Raw genomic sequence first — 25,659 nt, forward strand, 5'->3', positions numbered from 1 at the left:
TTATGCGACAAATTCAATGCGAACCATTGGCGAACCATCGGAAGGACGCTTGCCGAGTGGTACCAAACGAGTGTAGCCACCTGGGCGTGAGGCAAATCGGACCGAGATATCTTTGACGAGCTTCTCGGATGCCTTCTTACCAACACGAGTCATGAGCTCACGTCGAGCAGCAACGGTACCCTTTTTACCAAGGGTGATCATCTTTGCCACCGCAGAAGTGAGCGTTTTGGCGCGTGCCGTTGTCGTTGTGATGGCACCGTGCTCAATTAAAGCCGTCGCAAGAGAGCGCACAAAGGCAATGCGTTGGTTTCGTTCCCGTCCGAATTTTCGTACGTTGCCTCGTTTCATGGGTAGTAATTATGCCTCTTTCTCCTTCTTCTTGCTGCTCTTTGGCGCCGGAGCGTCTTGGGATGTTACATCAGGAACCTCAATCTTGGCAAGAGAACCGAAGTGGTCCGCAAGGATTTCCGAAGCGTTACGGAGTGCCGCTTCTGGCGTGATAGTGCCATCAGTTACGATCTCCATAGTCACTTTGTTGAAGTCAATGCGGTCGCCGACACGGATGTCGTCGATGCGGAAGTTCACCAGCTTTACTGGAGAAAAGATTGCATCCACAGCAATAACGCCGATAGGAAGCTTTTCCTTCTGGCGCTGCTCTGTAGGCACATATCCAACACCGCGCTCTACGGTAAGTTCCATGCTTACAGAAGCCTTTTTGTCAGTGATGGTGAGGATCGGCTGCTCTGGGTTCACTACTTCCACATCGGCAGGAAGCTTCATGTCCCCTGCAGTCACAACGCCCTCTCCTTTCGCTTCAAGCACGAGTGTTACTGGGCCATCAGCAAAAGAGCGCAAGCGGATCTTCTTAACGTTGAGAATAATCTGAATAGCGTCCTCGAGTACGTGATCAATCGCGGAAAACTCGTGATCGACGCCCTGGATTTTAATAGAAGTTACTGCGGCACCTTGCAACGATGAAAGCAAAACGCGGCGCAGAGGATTTGCAACTGTGGCGCCATAACCAGGCATCAAAGGACCAATTTCAAAAACACCGCGAGTATTGCTGCGTTCGATCGTGGTGATTGTGTGGGGTGTTTGAATCATACGGGTGTGCGTTGTGATGTTAGGGTGAGCGGTCAGGAGGATTCATGTCGGGAGCGCTCGTATAACTCCACAATGCAACAGAAATTATCGTGAATAATATTCAATAATCGCCTGCAAATCATCAACCTTCAAACCACTGGCATCCATCTTTGGGATCGTGTTTACCGTCGCAGTCATTGTCTGCTTATCAAGCGTCATCCATGCTGGCGCTTCATAATTTGCCAACCACTGTGGCATGAGACTACTCATGAACACATTCTTCTTACTGCCCTCGCGGATCCCCAAAACGTCGCCCTGCGAAACGCGGAACGAAGGGATGCTCACCTTGCGGCCATTCACGGTGACGTGGCCATGGTTTACAAGCTGACGCGCTTGATCGCGAGATTGAGCAAGACCCATGCGGAACACCGCGTTATCTAAGCGAGTTTCAAGCGCGGCGATCATCGCATCGTACGGATCCATTTTCTCAGTAAGAGCGCGCTGAATGATGCTCTTAAACTGCTTCTCCATAAGGCGATAGGTCTTGCGGACCTTTTGCTTTGAACGGAGCTGAAGGCCGAATTCAGAGACCTTTCCAAAGTTACCCGTCTTTCCATGTACACCGGGTGGATACGGGCGGCGCACTAATGCTGACTTCTGCGAGTGAGAACGCTCACCTTTTAAGGCAAGCTTTTCTCCTAAGCGACGCTCAATTTTCTCTCGTGGTCCAAGATATCGTGCCATATGTAATAAATATTAGATGCGACGCGGCTTACGAGCGCGAACTCCGTTGTGTGCCACAGGAGTTCGATCTACGAGTGAAAGAATGTGCAACCCACTCGATGCGATGCCACGGATAGCTGACTCGCGAGCTGGGCCGACGCCGCGAACGACGATCTTGAGGTTCGCCACGCCATACTTCTTTGACTTCTCGAGACAGTCTTTTGCCACAAGGTTTGCGGCATACGGAGTTGATTTCTTCGTTCCCTTGAACCCAAGGAGGCCAGAGGATGACCACGAGAGCACGTTCCCCTTCATATCAGCGATTGAGATGATCGTGTTGTTGTATGAAATGGAGATATTCGCAATGCCATTCAACACCTGGCGCTTTGCGCCACGGCGCACCGGAGCAGCGCCACCTGCTGTTGCGGAAACCTCGGTATCAACTTTTGTGACAATTTTCTTCTTTCCCATATGAATTAGGTCTTTTGGTTTGCATCCTTACGGCCGGAACCCATGGTCTTACGAACATTACCACGCGTTGTGCGAGAATTGCGACGCGTGTTGCCCTTTAACGGCAAGCGGCGTGCAAGGCGACTCCCGTGGAGGGTGCCGATTTCTTTATAGCGTTTAATGTTCTGTCCGATTTCCTTACGAAGATCTCCTTCGAGCTTATGATCGCGCTCGAGAATCTTCTGAATGCGGTTGAGTTCATCTGCGCTCAGCTCTTGAGCACGCTTATCACCGTCTACCTTTGCCTCGGTGAGCACCTTCTTGCTTGTTGCCAAACCTACGCCATACAAATACTGCAGAGCGTAGAGCACTTTTTTATTATCTGGAATTTGAACACCAAAAATACGAGGCATAGTCTTAACCTTGACGCTGCTTATGTTTAGGGTTTGAGCAAATGCAATAGATGCGCTTCTTGCGGCGCACAAGCTTACACTTATTACACATGGGGCGGACAGAAGCTCGTACCTTCATAACAATCGTCTTAAAAAATAATGAATTAGTTGCGATACACGATCCGGCCACGAGAACCATCCGGGGCCATCTCCACTGCTACTGTATCTCCGAGCATGACCTTAATCCGATGAAGGCGCATCTTGCCTGCCAAGTAGGCAAGGATGATGCGGCCGTCGGGCAATTGGACGCGAAAATTCGTGTCGGGCAATGCCTCGACTATCACACCGGTTATTTTTTGCTTCTGGTCAGCCACTCGTGAAAAGGAGCCGCGTCCGTCATACAAACGGCGCGAGCTTGCATATGGTAGCAAAGCTGCGTTCCGCTGTCAACGACTACTCCTCTGTGGGGCTTGGTTGAGGCGTCGCATAGATAAGTTCGACCGAAATATTGTTCACGTTATCAGGAGCTTTTGTTGCCCATCGGGGTGACAGGGTTACGCGAGCTGAGCCAATATTTGTCTCCTGAGACCGAATGAAGCTTTCGAGCTGTTCCTTTGTTTTACCCCGCACACCATCGCGGATCATGTCGGTGGAAATAGCAGCGAATGCGGTCCCGCCAACCTGTACCGTGCCTCGCAACGTGCCCGCCTTTTCATCAAATACAGGGTTCGAAATGCTATACGTAATATATTCTGGCAACACGGTGATAGGGTGCTTTTCTTCAAGAATCTTCTTGATAAAAGCGTGTATATCCTCCTCACGGAAGCCAACGGTTGTAAGCGTCTGTTTTGCACTCGCGGTGAATGTGTCTGCGGCCTCGTCTTGCTGTGCTGACGTTGTAATTTGTACTTCAGAGATCTTACTCGCTTCGTCCAAGATGACATCTCTGGTGCGCGCATCCGTGAGAGCGTCTGCCATGAGTTGCTTCAGCTCGTTTTCAACTGCAGCGCGCGCCTTGACGATATCCGCTTCGGTGACAACCTTTGCCCTACCCTGAACACCCCCGGCCATGGGCGCCGATGACGTTGCAGTAAATTTTGCATAGCGCTCAGCATCGTTTCGCTCTTTAAACGCAGAGAAAACAAATGACGAAGGGGCAATGTTGTATGTAGTACCTGGCTTATCAGCAATGACCTCTACCGTTGCTTTTCCAGGCTCTGATCCACGCATGCCCGGCACCGTAATGGTCCGGAGCGTGCGGAATACTAAGCCCTCTTTTGTCTCAAGGCGTGTAGTGGCAATAAAGGTTTGGGGCGTAGCACTAAAGGCATTCAGGATAGTAACCGTGCCGCGAGCCTTTTGAGCCACGTCACGTTCTCCGCTCGCTGGGAATGTTTGCGATGCTGTTTTTTCAATCGTAATAAATTGCCCGGGCATAACGCCTGTAGCGCTACTCATTTCCTTTATGTTGCGGTCAGCGAGCATTGGCAAGCTGTATTCAAGTTTTGATGGGGCGGGTGAAATGGCAAGGTGCGCAGATTGAGGGGTAAACAAATAGATAGCCAGCGCGGAGATAGCCAGCACAGTAAGCCCAATGCCTACTTTGCCAATCGTAGAAATGCCGCCGCCGCGCGATGCAACAACACGCTGTGGCGATGCGCCTTTTCGGAAAAAACGAGAAAACCAAGATCCCTGCTTTCCAGCAGAAACCGGCGGTCCCCAAATACCACCCTCTTTACTTGGCTCACCCCATACTGTGGCGAGATCTTCTACGCGCGCTTCTCTTTGAAGTGGTACCGCGGAACGCTTACCCTGTGTGCCGCGTACAGGAACAGCGCGCCCACGACCTATCGCCGAAGGGACCGCACTGTCGAGTCGACGCCCCGATGCCGCAAGTGTTGCGTGAGGCACGTTGCGAGAAACGGCGACCTCTTCCGCTTCCAAATCTTCAAGCTCTTCAGAGGAGGGCTCGAGATCATCTTCGAGTACGTCTTTGTCTACTTCATCTGCATCTAAATCATCACCCTCTTCTGCTTTAGTGCCGTCGGCATCGGAATCGAGCTCTAGTTCTTCTTCGTGGAATCCTTCGTCTTCTTTGTGGCGACTTGTTCCCGGCTCCTGGTCATCATAAAACCCGTCTCCATCCACATCAACGCCACGGTATGGGGCGTGATCAGGGATTTCGCCATCGTCTTCATCTGGCTCACCCATGACTTCATCTGACGGGAGCACAACATCTCGCCCAGAAACAGCTAGGCGCGCCGCGGGCTTCTTCCGCGCACCACCTTTTGGCGTGTTCAACACTACTTCAAATGCATGATCGCGCGCTAGCGCAGCGATATCTGGGTTCGGCGTCATGAAGGTGACGCGCTTTTCATTGGCGAGCGCTTCGCTTGCAAGCGTCGCAAAATCGTCCGTTTGAGAAAACGCCTTTGAGCGCTTGGGAAGAATAAAAACAACCTCCGAGGCGGGCGTCCCTTGCACAATGCTAAGAAGCTCGTCGAAGGTATCGTCCTTGAGGACGTGTATGATCTTGGTGCCTGCCATCGCATAAAAGTATAGCACAGGGCCTGCAAAATACGTGTGGAATAGTGGGTAAAAGGGGCCTTGCTTTTTCCCCTATTTTGTGCTATAATGAGGGCTGGAGGTTGAAGCCATGCCCTTTCTCAACGCGGTGCTGTTTCTGGCCCTCGTGGCCGGAGGCGGGCTCGTTCTTTACGGGATCGTCTGGGCAAGCAATCTGCCCAGCGAGCCCGCCCACACCCCCGACAACAAGTAGTCGGGGGTCATTCTATTTTATACGCCAAAGCGCATCGTACAGTAGGCGCACTCGCGGTCATCGCACTTTCGTTCCCAGAATGAGAGCGCCAGCACTTCAGAAATAACTTTTTTAATTGCCGCTTCTGTTTCTTCAATGGGAAGCTCTTCAAGTGCAAAAGCTTCGCCGCGGTACTTTTCTCGCGGATCAGGCTGTATATATTCTATTTGGCCAGACACCATACGCAGCGCACCCCCTTGGTAGCCACGAAGCAGAATAGAGTAAAATGCGAGCTGGCGCACCTCGTCGCCAGTTGCATCTTTTGTTTTTCCCAGAAGGGCGTTACGGGTTTTAAAAGCTCCTGTCTTATAATCAATGACGTGTACCTCTGTTGGCGATAGTTTTTCAAGCTTATCGAGCGCACCATGAAGAACAATCCCCTCGTGCGCGGGCACATCTGAAATGCGCAGTTCATAGAGCGCATCACGGCGCCACAGTGAAGCACGCTCTGCGAGATATCCTTCTACCATTTCTAAACCTCGTTCCGCGAGATGCTGGCGATCTCGCGCCGTAAGAGGTTCGTGTTCTAGCGCCTTTGTAAACGCCGCGTGCGCAAGAGCGGGTATATGCTCCCCTGTTTGTGTGAACGCTTCGCCATAGGCGCGAAGTGCTGCGTGAATTGCGGTGCCAAGTTGTGCGTGCGCATGAGGCGCCTCTGGCATACGTACCAAGTTGCGGAAGAAAAACTTCCACGGACACGAGAGGTAGTTGTTCAACGCCGTTACCGAGAGCCCAGAGGAAAGGAAAAGGTCTCGTACATATGCATGCACGTCAGCTGGAGGCTGCGGTGCTGCAGCGTGCGCAGTATAGGTGGTGAGATATTCCGCTTCTAAGGCATCCGTCGCAAATGTTTCGATATGAGCTGGATGTAATTCTGTGAGAAAACGTGAGGGGAGGCGCTCTCTGTCTTCAAGATCACGAACCGCATAGGTAATGTATGCGACATCTTTCGCGCGAGTAAGCGCAACATAAAAGACATTCCGTTCATCTCCCTCAGGGTCTTGAGTGGTTGCATCGGTAATCCGGTATACCTTCTCTGGAAGTGAGAGGAGTTCGCGACGCTGTTTGCCACCCCACGTTCCGTCAACGGCGTGCGCAATAATAACTACTTTAAATTCGAGACCTTTTGCACGATGCGCAGTCATCACACGCACATATCCAGGCGGCAGCGCGTGCACGGGAAGCGCAAGTGCACCGTGATCATGGGCGCGCATGAGCGCACGCCACACCGTTTCAAGTGATGCATCGGGTGATCGCGCAACTATACCGCGTATCGCGGTATAGAGCGTGCGAAGCGCGCGCATGTCGGTCATATCTTCAGGAGCGTCAAAGAGGCGCACGAGTGGAATGAGAAGATCAAGCGCTGTAAGCGGTCCATGGCGCCGCCCCTCTTCATGGGCTTTCGTGATATGCCGCCCCAATTCAAGGAATGGTCGAGGGTGCACAATCCCCACATCACGCATCGCCGCTTCAGAACGGATGAGGTCCCATGCTTCTTTCCCAGAGCGCAGTGAGCGGATAAATCGGAATACATCGATCGCATCACATTTCCCCGCACCGGCCTGGAGTGCTTCCGAAAGAGCAATCGGGTCGCCGATCATGCACGTTGCGCGAAAGAGCAACAGAAGAGGGCGGATGTGGGGATGACGAAACAGCGACTGGTTCGCCGTATGAGCCGCGTGAATGCCCACACGACCAAGCGCTCGGACGATGGGCTCTGCATGCGCATTGTCGCGCACGAGCACCGCAATCTCTTCTGGGGCGACACCTTCAGTGATGTGCGTTTGCACAATGCGCGAGATACCAAAAAGTTCTACATCGGTGTGTGAAAATTGAGCCAGACGTACTGGCATGCCTGCAAACGCACGGTGCGCGCGAAGCGGCTCACTGTGTGGCGCAAGGCCATGTGCCGCATCAAGAACCCGCTGCGTCGAGCGATAGTTAGTATCCAGCGTCACCACGCGCATTTTTTTAAACGCGCGCTGGAGAGCATGGAAGTTTTCATACGACGCGCCTTGAAAACGATAGATCGCCTGCTTTGCGTCACCCACGACAAAAATATTAGGGCTCGAATCTTCGTGGATAATGGCATCGATCAGCCCGTGCTGCGCTGCATTCGTATCCTGGTGCTCATCAATAAGAATGTGCTGGTAGCGCTCGCGCACATCTGCAGCGACTTCATCGTCGCGCATCATGGCATCGCGCGCACGAATGATCATGTCATCGAAATCATACCAACGACGCGCAGTGCATGCGTCCTTATATGCCCTATAGAGCTTTACAAGCTCTGCACGGCGCGCATACATGCGATCCGATACCTCCTTATCATCATCTCCTGGCACATCGTCACGAACGATCTGTTCAAAATCTTCGGGCGACACGCCTTCACGCTTTAACTCACTAATAGCTCGAACACAGTGCTGAATATAATATTCAGGGTCACCGCTAGGTCGCAGTGCTTCATATTCGCCTGTCTGTAGCAGCTCGGAGAGTAGGTCTACGCCTTCAACGTCGGTCATAGCGCGACCTCCAATAATATCTGGAAACGCATCAGCGTGTGTCTGGATGATATTGTTGGCAAATCCGTGAAACGTGGTGATGGTAACGCGATACGCATCGGGTCCAATGATATCAGAAAGGCGCTTACGCATAGCGAGCGCACCGGATTCAGTGAAGGTGAGCGCGAGAATTGCCTCTGGTGGATAGTCTGTTTTTGAAAGAATCGTAGCGATGCGCAATGTGAGCATCTGCGTTTTTCCTGTACCTGGTCCCGCAATCACCATAACTGGACCATCGAGCGCAGCGACCGCCTCACGCTGTCGCTCATTCAGAGTGGCGAATGCTTTTTCATACTGAGTCTCTGTCTTTTTGCGAGAAACAGGAGTGGGCATCCCTTATTAGTACCATGGAGTATCCACTGTGCATATTTTGACTAAAATCAGAAAAAGGTAGATAATATGTAAAGGAGGCATACCCATGGCGAAACGTCGGCCCTTGAAGCCCACCACCCCGCGGATCCACGTCTTGAGACGCCGCGGCGAAGCGATCCCCGCGCCCGTTTTCACTGAAGATCTCGAGGCCACGCAGATCGACCAGGCCATTTACGAGATCTTCCTTCAGGAATCGGGCACTCCTGTGCCCGATCTCTACCCCACGTGCGGTTGCCTGCCGTCGTCGTGCGTCCTGGAAGAAGTCAGCGGCATCCGCCAGCAACGACTCGCCGACCCGCGCAGGGCACGAAAGTTCGTGCTCTCAGGCGACAACTAGTCCCTCCCCTCCCCGCCACAACACACCGTGGCGTGGGAATTTTTTATAAAGAGAACTTCTGAAGCGCTTCTGTGGTAATAGCGCGAACGTCGGCAAATGTTTTTGCTTCCATGTAGTGCGTGCGGAGATCTTTCGCACCATCCCATCCTGAAATATAGATTTTGAAAAAACGTTTCAACGTATCAAAATTTCTCCCACGCGATCCCCACACTTCTTCAAACGCATCAGTATGGCGCTGAAGAAGGGTGATGCGCTCGCGCGGCGTTCGCTGACGATCTGCGTCGGGTGCGAAAAGCCATGGATTGTGAAAAATACCACGGCCAACCATGAGCCCATGAACACCGCTTTCTTGCGCACGCCTTTCACCGTCAGCACGAGAGAGTATATCTCCGTTTCCAACCACAAGCGTTCCGTAATCACGAGCCATACTTGCCACTTCAGTAATGCGATCCCAGTGCGCTGGAACAAGTGAAAGCTCCTTTGCGGTGCGTCCGTGGATGATAAGCACGGGAATGCGCTCATCGAGCAATGGACGGACCCACCCTTCAAGATCGATGTGCGAAAAACCCAGTCGCGTTTTTACCGAGACGGGAAGATCGCCTGCTCCTTCTTTTGCGGCCGCGATAATAGCTCGCGCACGACTAGGATCTTTACATAATCCAATGCCGGCCCCCTGTTTCACCACTTTGCGATCAGGACATCCCATATTGATATCAACACCAGCAAAGCCAAGCTCACGTGCAAGCTTCGCCGCTTGGAACATCTGTTCTGGATCTGCTCCAAAAAATTGAGCAACGATTGGCTGTTCACTTGGTTCAAAGCGGAGAAGTGGCAAGAGTTTTTCACGTCCACGTGATGCGAGCCCCGCTGCCGCAACGAATTCCGTATACCACACATCGGGACGCCCACACTGAGCAATGATGCGCCGAAACGGCAGATCGGTAACATCTGCCATTGGTGCGAGCACAAAAAATGGTTGCGGTAGTTCTTTCCAGAATCCGTAGTTCATAAAGTAACGGCCGCTGGGGTGAGCAGCGGCCATGGGACGGGTTTAGGGTATTGCGACTGCGCTGTAGAGTCCCCACGCCACACCAGCACCCCAAGCGACAAGCCAAAGGATACCGACGTAATCATGAAGATGCTGCAGCGCACCTCTTTCACGCCACACCTTCACTGCAAGCATCAGCGTCAGGGCCAGTAATGCAACCCCCAGGATGGCATGGAGCACTGCAAGCTCATAGCCAACTCGCCACAAGAGATAGCCGCACCCTGCCCAAATCAGCAGTTCCATACTGGCCTCCTTAGCAAGGCACTCTACAAGAAAACAGTTCTCTAGTCTACCAGCACTGCTCGAATGCGGCGCACGCCGGCAGAGACCGCTTCCTCTTTTGCGATCTTGATGCCCTTAATCTCACTGGTGCGTTGCACGTGAGGACCACCGCAAAACTCTTTTGAGAACCACCCTGCCCCGCCAGAAGCGTCGGGGGCATCCCCCTCGCCGACTGTATACACATCGACATGTGCTGGGTATTTCATTTTAAAGAAGTGAAGCGCGCCTGTTTTTTCTGCGTCTTCACGAGAGAGGGTTACTTTTGATACGGGTAGGTCGTCTGCGATCGCCTTATTCACCAGCGATTCAACATCTCGAATTTCCGCGTCGGTCATTTTACGTGGGAATGTAAAATCAAAACGCGTGCGCTCGACGGTAATATCAGATCCCGCCTGGTGCACCTCTGGACCAAGTACTTTACGAAGCGCTGCCTGAAGCAGGTGCGTTGCGGTGTGAAGGCGAACAACAATACCGAGCTCGCGTTCGTCGGCGGCCTTAAGCTCGCCCGTATCGAGAAGGAGTCCGTGACCACCGAACTTCTTCTCCGCACCTGCGCGAGATTTTTCTTGATGTGCTTTGAATTGCGCATCGAATGCTTCGCGCGTGAGATGCTGTGCTCGTTCACCACCAGCTTCTTTCATGACTTCATACGGAAGTCCGAAGCTTTCATATAGTTTAAATGCTCCTTCTGGTGTAAGGTCAGAAATTTTTTCAAGCTCACGAAGGCCCTGCGCAAGGGTACGCAGAAATTTTTCACGTTCTTGTGAGCACACTTCAATGATTTCAGCCTCCTGCATGCGTGGATAGAGCGACACATATTGAGAAATAACCGCGCGAATGGTTGCGAGCACACTCACATCGGAGCGCTGGAGTTGGTGTTCGCGCGCGATCATGCGGCGCAAGAGACGGCGCAAGACGTAGCCCTGATCTTTGTTCGATGGACGCACGCCGTCCATGATGAGAAACGCGCTCGTACGTGCATGATCTGCGATGACACGTCGTACACGCTCATCAATATCTGAAGGAATCGTTGCCATGATCTCCGTGAACAGATCCGTTTCAAAAACGGTAGGCACCTTTTGGCTCACGAGCGCCAAACGCTCAAGCCCCATGCCTGTATCAATGCCTGGTGTTGCGAGTGGTTCGAGTGTTTTGTCTTTCTTCTGAAAGTATTGATTAAAAACCACGTTCCAGATTTCAATGCCGCCGACATAGATTTCAGTAGTCGGTCCACATGGCCCCTCGTCGCCCGTTGGTCCCCAGAAGTTGTCGGCACGGCCACATTCACGGATTTCAATAGATGGATCGAGGGATTTCCAAATCTCTGCGCTCTCTGTATCGCGCGGTACGCTTGGCTCACCCGCAAACACGGTTACGTAATCGATCGTGAGCCCCATTTCTTTTGTGACGAATTCGTGCGCCCATGTAATCGCTTCTTTTTTAAAGTACCCGCCAAACGAAAAGTTACCGAGCATTTCAAAGAACGTGAGGTGGCGTTCGTCACCTACTTCATCAATGTCTGACGTGCGCACGCATGTTTGCACCGATGCGGTATTCAGTGATTGAAAATCTTTTTGCGCATCAGCTTCGCCAGTGTAATAGGGTTTGAACTGCTGCATGCCCGCCGTGGTAAAGAGCACAGACGGGTCATTAGGAAGCAACGAAGACGAAGGAACGGGGGTGTGGCCCCGTGCTTTAAAAAAGGAGAGAAACTTCTCTCGAATAGCTAGTTGCTGCATATAAGAGCCATACTATTGCAAAAACTACATTTTTTCAATATACTAGTAACTTCACCAAGGAGGCTGTTGATGAGTTTGTTGAGGACGGACCCCAGCGCGATGCGCATTCGGCCGGACGATTCGGGCATTGCCGAACAGATCGCCATCCAAGATGCGGCGGCGGCAACGGCCCGCGCGCTCGCCAACGCGACGCCCAACATCCAGGGCACCTGTCAGGAGTGCCAGAATCCGATTGGGGAGAAGCGTCTGGCGGCGCTCCCCACGGCAAAGCGTTGCATCGCATGCGAGGAAGCGCGCGAGAAGACGCTCAAGGGTGGCGCTCCGGTACGTCGCAAGCATCCGGCGTACCGCCTCCTGTAGAATCGCTCTACAAGGATCCCTCAACACCAGCGGACGACCACAGGTCGTCCGCTTTTACTTTTCTATGGGGTGAACGACGGGACTCGAACCCGCAACCACCGGGACCACAACCCGATGCTCTACCAATTGAGCTACGTCCACCATGCTACCGGAGCGCAGTATAGCACGAAAAAAGCACATCGTCGAGTAAGAACAAGGGGGCCGTAATGGCCCCCTTTCCAGATGTCATGCGTACGGTTCACAGATGCACTGTCGCGCCTGAAACTCTTGTAAACGGCGCGCCCCAAGCGTTGTGATGCGCAGACCGCACGGGATCGTGCGCGACAACATGGGCGTGCCGTGACGGCGCACGCACGAAGCCCATCCACCACTCACACATACCCACCCTCGCGTTCGGGCATATTGAATGCCCGGACCCAAGAGTGAGATGACCTCTTTCGTGAGAACGAGAATGCCTCCTTTTGCCTCTTGTGCACGGAATAAGACTTCGTGCCCCAGCGCACACGCACAACGATCCGGTGCCGTCATGCAGCCTCCTGTGTCACATGGTATAGCACAGAGAGGTTTAGATTGTCACGCTCCTATGGTTGGAGAATGTTTTCTGTGCCACCAAACACAGAGAAGACTGTTTGTTTTACGGTTGGAAATTGCTTCAACGTTTTTTCCAGCTGCGCACGCCGTGCAGTCACTGCACACGAGCCGCCGCCCATGTCATTGCTGAAATCAACAGACGCAATGCCGTTGGAAATGGCAATGCGATTTACGCCGACATGTTTCGGAATGGTGGACGAAAATCCTTGAGCCGCCTCGGCTGGCCTCACGCCGGAAAGGAGTTCTTGAAGCGCCAGATATGCGACTTCACTTGTCTTAAATACCGTACGACTCACCGGAAATACAATGTCACAGGAAAGGAGCTGCGGATCAGATGCTTTTTGCTTTTGTTCATGCTGAAAAAACACTTGGAACGTGGTTGTGGTTGTGTCTTTCACGCGCACAGGTACAGATACAAGGTTCACAATAGAACCATCCTTTGCCGAATACTCAAATACTTGTAGTGTGAGATCCGCTGGTGCCCCTGAAGGGATCGGAACCTTTACTTCAAAGTCCCCGAACTGACCAATGTCAGGCGCGTCAGCAGTGCCGAAATACTCAAAGAGCACTTCGTTGTTTGCTCCCAAGAGTCGGTAACTAAATGTGTTCTCAAACACCCTTGCGCGCCCAGTCACGGTGAAAGGATTACTCACGAGATCACCGGCACGCGGAGACGTCACCACGATATTCGGCTCGGGCGTAGGTGAAAGCGATGCTTCAGGAGCAGAAGCACGATCCCGCGCCATAAACAGAACGCTCGCGATCACAAGAAGCGCAATAACGATAGCAGAAATACGCGTATTCATATCCCCTATACTACTCTTCTCCAAAAAGCGCGCAAGCTGGTAAAATAAGGCCAATCTATGCTACAATGCGCTTCGAATCCGCCTGTAGCTCAATGGATTAGAGCAGCTCCGTTCTAAGGAGTTGGTTGGGGGTTCGAGTCCCTCCGGGCGGACTGATTTTAAAGAAGTCTTCGGAGGAATTAACAATCGGGCTGGCGTATGCCGGTAGTACACGTGCTTTGGGAGCACGTAGACTGGGTTCGACTCCCAGCAGCCCGACTGAACGAAGTGAAGGAGGGGTGCGGCAGTGACCGAGCGTGAGCGAGGAAATACCAAAGCCAGCAGGCGTGGTGCCCGACTTTATCGAATACAGAGTGCCCTGCGGCACTCTGTATTCGTATATGGTATGGCGCAGCTGGGAGTCGAAGGACGGAGCGATGTGGTGAGTAGCAACGAGCCACCGCGAGTCCTGGTCAATATCGCATGGCGAGCGGCGGCGAGGCATGACGATATTGAGACGACCAGCAGCCTCCACAGTTTCATCACTAACACACAGCCCCTTCTTGCATTTTGTAACATGAAGCGTACGGTATTTTTAGTTCTCTAGATTGGAGGAACGCATGCTCGTGAAGAAGCATGACATTTGGGTACAGCACATCAGAGCGATGCAAGCCTTAGAGGTTTGCTCGCGGAGGCATCCGAACGCGGACGAGCGTCCGTGTCCCGAATGTATCAAGGAATGCGAAGTGCAGCACCCAGCTCACCGCACCACCGCGCATTACCCGGATTTCTTTCGCACCGCTACGCCGAACGTCGAGACCCAGTGACCTTCCACGCCCCAGACGCCGCGACACCCCTCGCGGCGTATTCTTTTGTGCACACTCTGCATACGAGAGAAGTGTTATACTTCTCAGTATATGCGTACCGATCAACACCGTTTTCTCTTTTGGTTTCTCATGGCTCTCTTTGCAGTTGCAGTTTTAATCTTGTGGCCGTTCTTTGGATCACTCGTGCTCGCCGGCGCTGTTGCCATTGCCCTTGCGCCAGTCACAGCATGGACACATCGCCTCATCCCCATTAAGGGATTCGCAGCGCTCCTGAATGTTCTCGGTGTGGTGGTGTTGATTCTTGCACCAATTCTGACGCTCGGCGCACTCGCACTAGAACAGGCAACGGGGCTATATCTTGCGCTTGCAAACCAGACTGACGATATTCCGCGCATCACCCTAGCACTCCAAAATATGATCGGCGCGTTTCTGCCCGATTCATTTGCCTTCGCAGAAGTTGATGTAAGTGCATGGGCGACCACCGCCGTTCGCTGGGCCATTACACACATCGGCGCGCTGCTCTCCGGCATCCTCCAAGGGATTGCTACATTCGCACTTATGCTCTTGGTGCTTTACTACTTCTTCAAAGATGGACAGGATCTTCGAGCATTCATCATTCGTCACAGTCCTCTTGCCGACACTTACGATGAACGCGTTCTTCATCGTGTAGGAGTTGCCGTGAATGCGGTAATGCGCGGCTCGCTTCTCATCGCACTTGTGCAGGGAGCGATTACAGGATTTGGGTTTTATCTCTTTAGCGTTCCCAATCCGGCTTTATGGGGCAGTGTCGCCGCCGTCGCCGCGCTTGTACCCACGTTTGGGACAACGCTGGTGAATATCCCTGCAATTGCTTTTCTCGTCATTACTGGTGAAACAAGCGCGGCATTTGCGCTCGCAATTTGGGCAGCGATCGCAGTTGGCATGATTGATAACCTCCTAGGGCCAAAACTTATGGGACAAGGCACACATCTCCATCCCCTTATTGTGCTCCTCAGCGTTCTCGGAGGCGTGAGCTTCTTTGGCCCTCTCGGGATCTTACTCGGCCCCCTCACGTTCAGCACGCTCTTTGCAGTATGGGATATCTATATGGAAACCCGCGAAGGCGGGACCATAGAATCGGCCTAGCGCGTTCTCGCCATCACTGCTATACTCTTCCCGTTAGCGGGATTAGTATAGTGGCAATACGATTGCTTCCCAAGCAATAGACACGGGTTCGATTCCCGTATCCCGCTCCAATATAAAACATGCCTCTACGGCGTGTTTTATATTGTGGACGGATAAGGGAGGGAATCGAACGGCCGGAACGATGCCCCGCAAGCTTGCGGGGCCGAGAGGCCGGGTCCTGAGGCGTATGTCTGCGACGGCAGACATACGACCGAAGGCGATTCCCGTATCCCAGCAGAACTATACAATCCCATATTTCTGTGGTATGGTGTCAGCTCTTGCTCATTGATAAGGGGTGCATTCAGCATCCCGGGGAGGCAAACAGATGTTCATGGTTCTCGGACTCGCGATCAAGAACCAGCCGATGCGCGTCTGCATGGATGTGGAGTGCAGAGGTTGCAAGCGCGCCGCGAAGAGACATGCATACCTTTCGGATAAGATGTGGTGTGATCACTGTGGCGTTCTCGCCCAGAATGTGGAAGAGGTCCAGCGCCTCTTCCAGCCCCGCATCAGCAGCAACTAGCCCCTCCCGGCGTGGGCACTTTCAGCCCACGCCACCCCTTATCAGCGAGCAAAATCAAAACACCCCTTATCGGGGTGTTTTGATTAGAGCTCTCGAGAACTCTCTTACTGAACTGCTTCTTTGAGGACTTTAGCTGGCGTGAAGCGCATCTTCTTCGATGCCTTAATGTGGATTGTTTCGCCAGTGCGAGGGTTGCGGCCTTCGCGGGCTTTGCGGTCAGCAACCTTAAAAATGCCGAAACCGCTCAAGTTGATTTTGTCACCCTTGCGGAGATGGTTGGTCAACAACTCGATAAACGATTCGAGCCACATGACGCCGTCTTTCTTCGAGACGCCCATCTTTTCTGCGAGCATCTGTGCTACTTGGTTCTTTTTGATTGTATTCATCATCGCACCCCCTTTCCATGTGCAAGAATCGATCGCACGCTGGCACGAATGCCTGCTTACGCCGGCTCATTGCTCGTTCCTGGCCATTTTCAAGGGTTTTCGCGGAAAAAGCAAGGGTTGTGTGGATAGCGTACCTTAGCGCGCGTACTCAATAGCCCTTGTTTCACGGATCACCGTCACCTTAATTTCTCCAGGATATTTCACTTCTTGCTCCACCTTTTTAGCAATTTCACGGGCCAAAAACACCGCGGCACTGTCTGATATCTCCTTAGGGTGCACGAACATGCGCAATTCGCGCCCTGCCTGCACTGCATATGCCTTCTCAACGCCCTGGAAGGTCATTGCAACGCGTTCGAGGTCCTCCATGCGCTTAATATACGCCTCAGCGGTATCGCGGCGTGCTCCAGGACGCGCGGCCGAAATAGCGTCGGCAGCCTGCACAATGCGTGATTCAAGCGTCACATAGGGGTACTCCTCATGATGCGACTCCATCGCATGAATAACACGCGGATCTATGTTGAATTTCTGCAGAATCTTTCTTCCAATGTCTACGTGCGTTCCAGGCACTTCGTGATCAACCGCCTTGCCAATATCATGGAGAAGCGCGCCGCGCTTTGCGATCAATACATCACCGCCAAGCTCTGCTGCAAGCATGCCGGCGATATGTGCCATTTCAATAGAATGGAGAAGCACGTTCTGTCCAAAGCTCGTACGAAATGCGAGACGCCCCAACAACATAACCAGCTTCGGGTCCATCATGCCAACGCCTGTTTCCAGAATCGCTGCCTGACCAGCTTCTCTAATTTTTTCATGCACTTCTTCCCGAGCAAGTTTCACCGACTCCTCGATGCGCACAGGATTAATACGGCCATCGATGACAAGTTTTTCAAGAGCAATGCGCGCCACCTGACGGCGATATGGATCAAATCCAGAAATCACCACTGTTTGCGGCGTATCGTCCACAATTAAATCAACGCCGGCAACGCGTTCGAATGTTTTAATATTACGCCCCTCTTTCCCAATGAGTCTCCCTTTTACTTCATCAGATGGGAGCTGCACGGTTGTGGTGGTCAATTCCGCAACGTGAGATTTTGCATAACGCTGGATAGTGCTTGTGAGAATCTGTTGGGCTCTTTTCTCAAGCGACTCACGTGCGCTTTGCTCAAGGGCGTGCATACGCTTCACCAGATCTTCATCAGCTTGCTCTTGCACATGTTCTAAGAGCATCTTGCGCGCGTCTGCAATGCTCATATCGCCCACTTGCCCAAGGGCATGTACATACGCGTGGCGCTCTTGCGTCAAAGCTTCGCGCTCTTTGCGCAATGTGTCACGAAGCGTTTCGGCTTCATGGGCAGCTTCGTGGGCTTCGCGCTCGCGCTCTAGTGCTGCGGTTTCAAGGCGCGTAATACGAGAACGTGCCTCCTGATCCTCAGATTTTGTTGCCTCAATAATACGTATAGATTCCTTCTGCGCTCGCAAAATAATCTCTTGGGCTCGGCTTTCTGCCTGTAGGGTGCGCCGTGAAGCAATAATGTGGCGCGTTATATAGCCAATGCCCATCCCTACAAGGATGCCCAGAATACCTATAGTGGTCAGCTGAAATGTAATAACCATAACGTGTTGTATCGCGAGCAGTCTAGCAAAGTCCCAGAAAAGGAAAAGGCCCGCCCACGACGTGATGTGGACGAGCCAGGAAGAGCTAGGGAGGCAGGGCCTCCTACCGCTTGGGGAGCGGCTTGGTCAGCAGCACGCGCGGCTTGAGATGGTGGGGAGTTCGCAACAGCCCTCCGGTCCGACTGATCCTGAGCCGCGTGGCCTCGTGCATGTGTTCCCCCCTGACCAACGTAGTGACTACCCAATGTAGTCCAGACGCTGCACGCTAATGAAAGAGCTGAAGTGCCCAGTATACACAAAAGAGGCCCAATGGTCAAAAAAGACGTGTATACTAGAAGCGTATGCCATATCGTCCTGTTGTGCTCGCAATTTGTGATGGGTGGGGTTTCTCTCGGCAAAGCGTTGGCAACGCTATTTTTGCTGCAGGAACCACAAACTTTGATGCTATTGGGAAAACATACCCATCAACGCTCCTTCAGGCGTCGGGAAAATCAGTGGGACTTGATTGGGGTGAGTTAGGAAATAGTGAGGTAGGCCACTTGAGCCTTGGAGCTGGGCGCATTGTACTGCAATACTCGGCACGCATTGCGCGAGCTATTGAAACAAAAACTTTTTTTGCAAACGAGACGCTCGAGCGAGCAACGGCGCATCTCCAAAAAACAAGTGGCTCGCTACACCTCATCGGCCTTTTAACCTCCGGCACCGTACACGCCAGCTTCCCGCTCCTTATCGCGCTCATTGATTACGCAAAACAGAAGAATATTACGAAGCTGTATTTACATCTTTTTGGTGATGGAAAAGATTCGGGACTGAAAGAGGCTCCTGAGCTACTCGCAAAAGTGCGTAAACATATTGCAGAGAGTGGGGTAGGTGTTATTGCAACATTCGTAGGACGCAACTTTTCAATGGATCGCGACAACAACTGGGACCTTACTGCGCAAGCGTATGCCCTTTTCACGCAAGGCACCGGAGAAAAAATCACAGATCTTGAAGCAACACTGCAGAGCTACTATGCCAAAGGCACGAATGATAATGCCATCCCCCCACTCGTATTGGATGAAAAAGGTATTGTAAAAGACGGCGACGCCATTGTGCTCTTTAACTTCCGCGAAGATAGCATTCGCCAGTTGGGCCAAATGTTTGCACAAGAGCCGTTTGATCGCGTCCCCGTGAAGCGCCCACAGAACACATTCTGCGCACTCATGACTCCGTATTTCGACCAAGAAGGTCTCCCCGTTGTTTTCCCCGCACCGAGTATAAAAAACAACCTCGCGGAATTTCTTAGTTCACAGGGCCTGCGCCAGCTTCATGTCGCAGAAACGCAAAAGTATGCGCATGTCACCTATTTCTTTAATGGCCTCAACAATACACCCTTCCCCGGAGAAGATGACGTGCTTATTGAATCTCATAAGAAAGCAAAAGAACATCCGGAAATGCGCGCAAAAGAAATCGCCGACACGGTGGTAGAAGCGCTTCAGACGGATGAGTATGATTTTATTGTCCTCAATTTTGCCAATGCCGACATCCTCGCTCATGCGGGAGATCTCGAAGGCGCTACCAAGGGCGCCAAACTGATAGATGAAAGCATTGGGCGTATTCGAGATGCTGTGTTGGCACGTAATGGCATTATGATCATTACATCAGATCATGGGAATGCCGAGTCACTTGTATATAAGAGTACTGGTGATATAGAAACGAAACATAATGCGAATCCGGTTCCCTTTTATCTCATCGCGCAAGAATATGCGGGCCAACGCACCATTGATCACCTGAGCGAAACGAAAGGAGACTCAATGGGAGTACTCGGGGATGTCGCGCCAACTATTGTGGCTCTTATGGGCCTTCAAAAGCCACCGGAAATGAGTGGCGACAGCCTCCTTCCCCGCCTTTTCTAAGCCCCAACCGCAGTGATGATACCGCCGCCAAGCACGCGAGAATCACGATACAATACCGCAGATTGGCCCACCGCAACTCCCTGTTGTGGCTGTGTGAATATACACGTTCCATCTGCATACACAGAACATGTTGTCACGGGCGCACGATAGCGAATGCGAACCTCACACGACACAGGAAAGGACGGCGCTGTGTCCATCCAGTGGATGTCGGTCATAGTAATGCGCGATGCCTGTGCATGCTCGCGCGGACCTACGGTGATGGTGTTGTGCGCAACATCTTTAGAAACAACGTAGAGCGGTGTTTTTTGACCCCCGAGCGCAAGACCGTGACGCTGACCAATAGTATAGAGCTGCACACCGTCGTGCATCCCTATCTGCGCTCCGCTTTCATCAAGGATGGGGCCGCGTTGCGTTGGAATGTGGCGTTGTAAAAAATCGTGCATATCAAACGCTCCTATAAAACACACCCCCTGGCTATCTTTTTTGTCGTGCGTACCGAGGCCTCGTTCTTTTGCAAAAACACGAACATCTCTCTTTTGCATGTCACCAATTGGGAAAATGACGTGAGGAAGCTGATCTTGGCGCAGCGTCCAGAGGAAATATGACTGATCTTTTTGAGCGTCACGGCCGGTGTGCAGTGAAAAAATACCGCTCTTCTCTTCAATGCGCGCGTAATGTCCAGTCGCTATCGCATCGGCGCCACGAGCGCGTGCCTGATCATAAAAAATACCAAATTTAATCTCCTGGTTACACAGCACGTCAGGATTTGGGGTTTCTCCTCGTGCATATGCATCTAACATGACCTTGCCGACACGCTTGCCATACTCTTCAGCGACGTCCCATGTTTCAAATGGGATGCCAAGACGCGTTGCGACACGAAGCGCATCTGCTCGATCTTCTTCCCATAGACACCGCACACCTTCCGGTTGCCATGGTTTGAGAAAAACACCGGTAACAGCAAAACCACGCTCTTGTAAAAGCGCGGCTGCGACAGACGAATCAACGCCACCTGACATGCCCACAAACACCTTTTTCACACGCACATTTTGCAATAAAAATGTGTCTTTGGCAATGTGCAGAAAAGTACTTCCTGCGGTAGCATGCTACACATGCGCCACAAGGCTATTCGTTCTGTCTCCATCCTCCAACGCCCATCAAGTGCTCGCGCGATGACATGGACAAAAAAGATCCGCGCACATATTGCGCGACACCATCCTCGCGTCAACGTTCTTGAGCCGCATACGTGCCCCGATGCCGTTATCGCGCTTGGAGGAGACGCGACGATCATGCATGCGGCAAAGCTCTGTCGCAGTAAACATACTCGCGTTTTAGGTCTTCATGTAGGAACACTTGGGTTTCTTGCGGCGGAGCGCGATCCACGAAACTTCTTGACCGCTGTCGACGCGCTCCTTGCAGGAGATGTACGCATTGAAAAGCGACACGCACTTACTGCCCGCATTATTCGGTCCAAAAAGATTATCGCAAAGTGGGATATTATGAATGACGTTGTCATACACAATCCTCTAGGCATTGTCTCGCTTGATGTCTCGATTGATCATCAACGCATTCAGACGATTCGTGGTAGTGGCGTACTCGTAAGTACAGCAAGCGGTTCTACTGCATATAACTTATCAGCACACGGCCCAATCGTATCTCCAGAAATGCCGTGCATGATTATCACCGAACTCCTTGATCACAATACACCAACGCCAAGCGTCGTGATCGACACCAAGCACACAACATCTATTCGTATCACCGACTTTCGCATCCGACATGCTCTCACTTTGGCTGGTACACAAGAGCTCGCGAACGTTGTTGCAATAGGCGATGGATCTGAGCTTGTATCTTTACAGAAAGAAGATACGATAGAGGTGACTCGTGGCACATTCCCTACGTTATTTGCCCATACGCACGAACATCATTTTTTCCAGACACTGCATGATGCATTCTCTTTCCGATAATGTTTGACGACCTCCCATCACTTATCAGAGCTGCGGGATACCTCGGAATCGCAGGCATCCTCTTTGCCGAATCGGGCATCCTCATCGGGCTTTTTTTGCCGGGAGATAGCCTCCTCTTTACGGCTGGGATTTTGGCCTCGCAAGGATATTTAAATATTTGGGTTCTCTGTATTGTTGGGTGGATTGCGGCAATTGCGGGAGATTCGGTAGGCTATGCTTTTGGACAACACGTGGGGCCGCGTATTTTTACCCGAGACGACTCGCGTTTTTGGAACAAGCAACACATCGAACACGCTCGAGCCTTTTACACAAAGTATGGAGCGAAAACCATTCTCTTAGCACGCTTTGTTCCCATTGTACGCACTTTCGCTCCTATACTCGCTGGCGTGGGTCACATGCGATACCGCACCTTTCTAGCATACAACATCATCGGAGGCGCTCTCTGGGCCGTTGGTCTTCCCTTGCTAGGATACTTCCTCGGGAATGTCATCCCTGACGTCGATCGCTACCTCCTTCCAATCATTGCCGCTATCGTGCTCATCTCCGTTATGCCCGCCGTCGTTCCTATTATTCGATCATGGATTCGTAATCGCACACACACATTATGAAAAAAATACTATTTATTATTATCAGCATAGGAGCGCTTGTGATATGGAACGGGTCACGTCAAGGAGAGCCAAGTGACGCGCAATCCCCAACCGCACCTCCAGGTGCGAGCGCAACTCTTACCGCGTTGACGCAACCAGTATCGTATGCAGCCAGCGCGCAGAGCACTCTCGAAAAACTTTCGGGAACGATTTCTATTGCAGAGGGCGCGATTATTGAAACGGGACAAAGCGGACGAGCTCGAATTGCGTATCCGAATGGCACTATCACCGTTGTCGATGAAAGTACGCGCATTGTCATAACAACCCTTTCACAAGATGGCGGCACCTCATTGATCGATCTTGTTTCAGGAGGCATGTGGTCTAAGGTGCGCGCAGCACTTTCGAAAGATGAAGCCTACGATGTACGCACTGAAACAACCGTTGCATCCGTCCGCGGCACCATCTTTGGTACTGAATATAGAAACAAGAAAGCGCATATCACCGGCATTGAAGGCAAGGTGAAAGCGAAAGCGCGCAATCCAAACACTCAGCAAGAGATCGAAGGCACCGATACTGATGTCGAGCCGGGTGAAATAGTAGCTGTCGACAGCACTACCCTACCAATGCCGAAACAAAAACTCCAAAAGCGAACGCTCGCCGCTGATGACTTTAAGAAGCCGTTTGTACAAAATCTCTTGTTGGACATTGAGCTCGAAGATATTAAAAATCCAGAGAATGCACAGCTGAGAACATTTATCCGGGACGCTATTGAAAAGCGCATTGATGATCCGGCGTTCAAGAAAAAGATTGAGAACAGACCTATTATTCAGCGCATCATCCAGCAACTACAGAGCCCCGCTCCTTCACGGCTCCCCTCTCCATCACCGCGCCCCAGCCAACTTACTTCCCCTTCACCACTTGCGAAGCCCAGCTCTCTTGTAGCACCGCTGGGCACTCCACTTCCATCGAGTACGCCGCTCAGCTCTCCGACAGTCTCTGCGTCAAGCACACCGGAACCACTTCCTCCGGTGCTCCGCTCTGTCTTGCCTAAAATAGTTCGCCCCGGTGAACAGTTCGCACTCAATGGTGAGCGCTTCACGGAGGGGAGAAACTTACCTGCGATTGCCGAAGTGATGGTCGGATCCGCGGGAACACCCTTTAGCACCATTGACTCATTTACGCTCTTTGTGACCACGCCGGAACTTGCTCCAGGCACCTATAGCATCTTTGTGCGCGCGAAGAATGGCTTAAAAGCAGAGCTGCCCGCTGCGCTCACTATCTCGCCGCTTAATTAATTATGCATGCACGTTTTAGCTTTGGTCTTGGAGTCCTTATCGTCACAATCCTTGGCGCATGGTTTATAGGTCTTGGAGAGATCCTCGACGCACGTCTTCAAGATGGCTTCCTGCAACCGCGCCTAGTGCGAGACCAAATCATCATTGTTGATATTGATGATGCGAGCCTTCGCGCACACGGACAGTGGCCATGGCCACGCGCTTCGTTCGCTCAATTGATTCAGCGCCTCGGCAACGCGCGTATCATTGGTATCGATGTAAATTTTAAAGAACCGTCACGACTCGGCCCCCATGATGACGCGACGCTCGCGCAAGCAATAGCAAGATCGTCTGCTTCAATTGTGGTCACGAGTGATATCGCGCCCGATGGCACTTTTGCCCCGCTCATTCCTGCCGTTACGAACGCGGATATAGGATTTGCAAACATCGCTGTTGACGCTGACGGTGTTGCACGACACGTGCGCACCCAACGAGGAGATGTGATGAGTTTTAGTGCGAAGATCGCCAACATTGCTGGCGCTCAACTCCTAGGTGATACGCAGCGCCTAGAGCGCATCTTTTTTGCTGGAGGCGAACAATCCTTCCCTCACGTGCGGGCGATCGATGTATTAAATGGCGTAACCGACCCCACCCTTTTTGCAAATAATATTGTGCTCATCGGGGCAACGGCCGCCGATCTGCAGGACACACACCCAACACCGTTTGGCGTCATGAGTGGCGTCACGATTCAAGCGCACACCGTTGAACAACTTCTCAATGGTGTGCGCGAGCGTCATTTCAATAATTGGACACCGCTCTTCATCGTTCTCGCATCTTGCGTGGGCGCATTCGTGATGCGCTATGCCCCCATGCGCATCAGTATTCCGAGCGTTATCGGCGCCTCATTTGCATACATAGGTATAGCATCGTTTCTTATGTCTCGCGCCGCAACATTACCCATCCTCTATCCAATTGTTGCTCTTGTTGGAGGCGCAAGTTATGGGCTTATCGCACGATATCGTGCAACACATCAAGAGAAAAAATTCATTCAGGAGAGCTTCTCTCGATACCTTGCCCCAGCGGTCATTCAGCAAATCGTACGCAACCCGAGCATGCTACGACTTGGCGGCTCACGCGCAACGCTTTCCATTCTTTTTTCTGACGTACGCGGATTCACCACGCTCTCAGAAACACTCACCCCAGAGCAGCTCACTGCATTTCTTAATCGCTATCTGACGCGCATGACAACTATTATCTTAGAGCGACGTGGCGTCATTGATAAATATATCGGCGATGCAATTATGGCATTCTGGGGCGCACCGCTTCCGTCCGAAACCCACGCTTATGACGCGGTGACCTCTGCGCTTGCGATGACCACCGCGCTCGACGCTTTTAATGCTGAGAGCGCCGAGCGCGGCGATCCACACATTGATATTGGCATTGGCATTAATACGGGAGACGTCACCGTGGGCAACATGGGCTCAGAACAACGCTTTGATTACACCGTCATGGGCGATGCCGTGAACCTTGCCTCTCGCCTTGAGAGTCTCACAAAAATGTATGGGGTACGCATTCTTATCACCGAGAAAACAAAACTCGCACTCGGAGATGACGCGGCGCAGATACCAATGCGTGACATTGATTGTGTACAGGTAAAAGGAAAAACCGAAGGTGTTACTATTTATGAAGTCATCCCCTCAGAACGTGTCTCCGTATGGGAATCTATCGCAACAGATTTCTCCGAACTACGTAGAGCATACGCACAAGGAGCATGGGACCTTGCGTGCACGCATGCAGAACGATTCTTTCCGCACACCAAACGATGGCCCAACAAAACTTCTCGCGGAACGGAGTGCTTACTTTAGAGAACATCCGCCGGATGTCATGGAA

General features: G+C 52.1%; 25 protein-coding genes and 4 tRNA genes. 11 read left to right on the forward strand and 18 right to left on the reverse strand.

Annotated features, from left to right (window positions below):
• From rplQ to QY311_00385, 9 genes are all read right to left on the reverse strand, one after another.
• A complete protein-coding gene (gene rplQ, locus QY311_00345; GenBank protein WKZ27197.1) occupies positions 1-348 on the reverse strand; it encodes a 50S ribosomal protein L17 in 348 nt (115 codons plus the stop codon).
• Positions 349-357: 9 nt separating this feature from the next.
• Complete coding sequence (locus QY311_00350; GenBank protein WKZ27198.1) at positions 358-1,104, reverse strand: DNA-directed RNA polymerase subunit alpha; 747 nt, start codon at positions 1,102-1,104, stop codon at positions 358-360.
• Positions 1,105-1,188: 84 nt separating this feature from the next.
• The gene (rpsD, locus tag QY311_00355; protein WKZ27199.1) at positions 1,189-1,827 is read right to left on the reverse strand and encodes a 30S ribosomal protein S4; all 639 of its coding nucleotides are present in this window, start codon (positions 1,825-1,827) and stop codon (positions 1,189-1,191) included.
• Between the two features lie 12 nt (positions 1,828-1,839).
• Positions 1,840-2,277 (reverse strand): 30S ribosomal protein S11, encoded by a 438-nt coding sequence (rpsK, locus tag QY311_00360; protein ID WKZ27200.1) that lies wholly within the window; start codon positions 2,275-2,277, stop codon positions 1,840-1,842.
• Positions 2,278-2,282: 5 nt separating this feature from the next.
• Positions 2,283-2,669 (reverse strand): 30S ribosomal protein S13, encoded by a 387-nt coding sequence (rpsM, locus tag QY311_00365; GenBank protein ID WKZ27201.1) that lies wholly within the window; start codon positions 2,667-2,669, stop codon positions 2,283-2,285.
• 4 nt (positions 2,670-2,673) lie between these two features.
• Positions 2,674-2,787 carry a 50S ribosomal protein L36 gene (gene rpmJ, locus QY311_00370; GenBank protein WKZ27202.1) on the reverse strand — a complete coding sequence of 38 codons (114 nt, stop codon included), beginning with the start codon at positions 2,785-2,787 and terminating at the stop codon, positions 2,674-2,676.
• Positions 2,788-2,812: 25 nt separating this feature from the next.
• The gene (gene infA, locus QY311_00375) at positions 2,813-3,052 is read right to left on the reverse strand and encodes a translation initiation factor IF-1 (GenBank protein ID WKZ27203.1); all 240 of its coding nucleotides are present in this window, start codon (positions 3,050-3,052) and stop codon (positions 2,813-2,815) included.
• Positions 3,053-3,101: 49 nt separating this feature from the next.
• Positions 3,102-5,195: a hypothetical protein gene (locus QY311_00380; GenBank protein WKZ27204.1), complete on the reverse strand. Its 2,094-nt coding sequence runs from the start codon at positions 5,193-5,195 to the stop codon at positions 3,102-3,104.
• Between the two features lie 249 nt (positions 5,196-5,444).
• Entirely contained in the window at positions 5,445-8,357 is a 2,913-nt protein-coding gene (locus tag QY311_00385; GenBank protein WKZ27205.1) for an ATP-dependent DNA helicase, read from the reverse strand.
• An 85-nt stretch (positions 8,358-8,442) separates the two neighbouring features.
• Between QY311_00385 and QY311_00390 the strand changes: the two genes are divergently transcribed.
• A complete protein-coding gene (locus QY311_00390; protein WKZ27206.1) occupies positions 8,443-8,733 on the forward strand; it encodes a hypothetical protein in 291 nt (96 codons plus the stop codon).
• A 43-nt stretch (positions 8,734-8,776) separates the two neighbouring features.
• Here the strand turns inward: QY311_00390 and QY311_00395 are convergent, their stop codons facing one another.
• From QY311_00395 to QY311_00405, 3 genes are read right to left on the reverse strand one after another with little or no spacing between them, the layout of a single operon-like run.
• Positions 8,777-9,742, reverse strand: coding sequence for a tRNA-dihydrouridine synthase (locus tag QY311_00395; protein ID WKZ27207.1), 966 nt, complete (start codon positions 9,740-9,742; stop codon positions 8,777-8,779).
• A gap of 42 nt (positions 9,743-9,784) precedes the next feature.
• The gene (locus tag QY311_00400) at positions 9,785-10,024 is read right to left on the reverse strand and encodes a hypothetical protein (GenBank protein ID WKZ27208.1); all 240 of its coding nucleotides are present in this window, start codon (positions 10,022-10,024) and stop codon (positions 9,785-9,787) included.
• A 41-nt stretch (positions 10,025-10,065) separates the two neighbouring features.
• Positions 10,066-11,802, reverse strand: a complete 1,737-nt coding sequence (locus QY311_00405; protein WKZ27209.1) for an alanine--tRNA ligase-related protein — start codon at positions 11,800-11,802, stop codon at positions 10,066-10,068.
• Positions 11,803-11,871: 69 nt separating this feature from the next.
• Between QY311_00405 and QY311_00410 the strand changes: the two genes are divergently transcribed.
• Entirely contained in the window at positions 11,872-12,162 is a 291-nt protein-coding gene (locus QY311_00410; GenBank protein WKZ27210.1) for a TraR/DksA C4-type zinc finger protein, read from the forward strand.
• Between the two features lie 65 nt (positions 12,163-12,227).
• Here the strand turns inward: QY311_00410 and QY311_00415 are convergent.
• From QY311_00415 to QY311_00425, 3 genes are all read right to left on the reverse strand, one after another.
• Positions 12,228-12,303, reverse strand: a tRNA-His gene (locus tag QY311_00415).
• Positions 12,304-12,387: 84 nt separating this feature from the next.
• Positions 12,388-12,690 (reverse strand): hypothetical protein, encoded by a 303-nt coding sequence (locus QY311_00420; GenBank protein ID WKZ27211.1) that lies wholly within the window; start codon positions 12,688-12,690, stop codon positions 12,388-12,390.
• A gap of 53 nt (positions 12,691-12,743) precedes the next feature.
• Complete coding sequence (locus QY311_00425) at positions 12,744-13,559, reverse strand: Gmad2 immunoglobulin-like domain-containing protein (GenBank protein WKZ27212.1); 816 nt, start codon at positions 13,557-13,559, stop codon at positions 12,744-12,746.
• A gap of 78 nt (positions 13,560-13,637) precedes the next feature.
• On the opposite strand from QY311_00425, the gene QY311_00430 reads away from it, so the two are divergent.
• The 4 genes from QY311_00430 (at position 13,638) to QY311_00445 (ending at position 15,600) form a co-directional block, all read left to right on the forward strand.
• Positions 13,638-13,711, forward strand: a tRNA-Arg gene (locus QY311_00430).
• Positions 13,712-13,746: 35 nt separating this feature from the next.
• Positions 13,747-13,817, forward strand: a tRNA-Pro gene (locus QY311_00435).
• Between the two features lie 638 nt (positions 13,818-14,455).
• On the forward strand, positions 14,456-15,490 hold the full coding sequence (locus QY311_00440; protein WKZ27213.1) for an AI-2E family transporter: 1,035 nt from the start codon (positions 14,456-14,458) through the stop codon (positions 15,488-15,490).
• A 36-nt stretch (positions 15,491-15,526) separates the two neighbouring features.
• Positions 15,527-15,600, forward strand: a tRNA-Gly gene (locus QY311_00445).
• A 556-nt stretch (positions 15,601-16,156) separates the two neighbouring features.
• On the opposite strand, the gene QY311_00450 is transcribed toward QY311_00445, so the two are convergent.
• On the reverse strand, positions 16,157-16,441 hold the full coding sequence (locus QY311_00450) for an HU family DNA-binding protein (GenBank protein WKZ27214.1): 285 nt from the start codon (positions 16,439-16,441) through the stop codon (positions 16,157-16,159).
• Between the two features lie 132 nt (positions 16,442-16,573).
• Positions 16,574-18,052 carry a ribonuclease Y gene (rny, locus tag QY311_00455; protein WKZ27215.1) on the reverse strand — a complete coding sequence of 493 codons (1,479 nt, stop codon included), beginning with the start codon at positions 18,050-18,052 and terminating at the stop codon, positions 16,574-16,576.
• A 341-nt stretch (positions 18,053-18,393) separates the two neighbouring features.
• On the opposite strand from rny, the gene gpmI reads away from it, so the two are divergent.
• A complete protein-coding gene (gpmI, locus tag QY311_00460) occupies positions 18,394-19,947 on the forward strand; it encodes a 2,3-bisphosphoglycerate-independent phosphoglycerate mutase (GenBank protein WKZ27216.1) in 1,554 nt (517 codons plus the stop codon).
• Here the strand turns inward: gpmI and mnmA are convergent.
• A complete protein-coding gene (gene mnmA, locus QY311_00465; protein WKZ27217.1) occupies positions 19,944-20,990 on the reverse strand; it encodes a tRNA 2-thiouridine(34) synthase MnmA in 1,047 nt (348 codons plus the stop codon). The genes gpmI and mnmA overlap by 4 nt on opposite strands.
• A 66-nt stretch (positions 20,991-21,056) precedes the next feature.
• On the opposite strand from mnmA, the gene QY311_00470 reads away from it, so the two are divergent.
• Genes QY311_00470 through QY311_00485 form a run of 4 tightly spaced genes read left to right on the forward strand, consistent with a single transcriptional unit; the run spans position 21,057 to position 25,634 of the window.
• On the forward strand, positions 21,057-21,908 hold the full coding sequence (locus tag QY311_00470) for an NAD(+)/NADH kinase (GenBank protein ID WKZ27218.1): 852 nt from the start codon (positions 21,057-21,059) through the stop codon (positions 21,906-21,908).
• A complete protein-coding gene (locus QY311_00475; protein WKZ27219.1) occupies positions 21,908-22,516 on the forward strand; it encodes a VTT domain-containing protein in 609 nt (202 codons plus the stop codon). The genes QY311_00470 and QY311_00475 overlap by 1 nt, the downstream gene beginning before the upstream one ends.
• Complete coding sequence (locus QY311_00480; GenBank protein WKZ27220.1) at positions 22,513-23,790, forward strand: FecR domain-containing protein; 1,278 nt, start codon at positions 22,513-22,515, stop codon at positions 23,788-23,790. Before QY311_00475 ends, QY311_00480 begins: the two co-directional genes overlap by 4 nt.
• A 2-nt stretch (positions 23,791-23,792) precedes the next feature.
• Positions 23,793-25,634 carry an adenylate/guanylate cyclase domain-containing protein gene (locus QY311_00485; protein ID WKZ27221.1) on the forward strand — a complete coding sequence of 614 codons (1,842 nt, stop codon included), beginning with the start codon at positions 23,793-23,795 and terminating at the stop codon, positions 25,632-25,634.
• Positions 25,635-25,659: the final 25 nt, after the last annotated feature.

It is taken from the genome of Candidatus Paceibacterota bacterium, assembly GCA_030583765.1.
Lineage (GTDB): Bacteria > Patescibacteriota > Minisyncoccia > 2-02-FULL-40-12 > GWA2-44-9.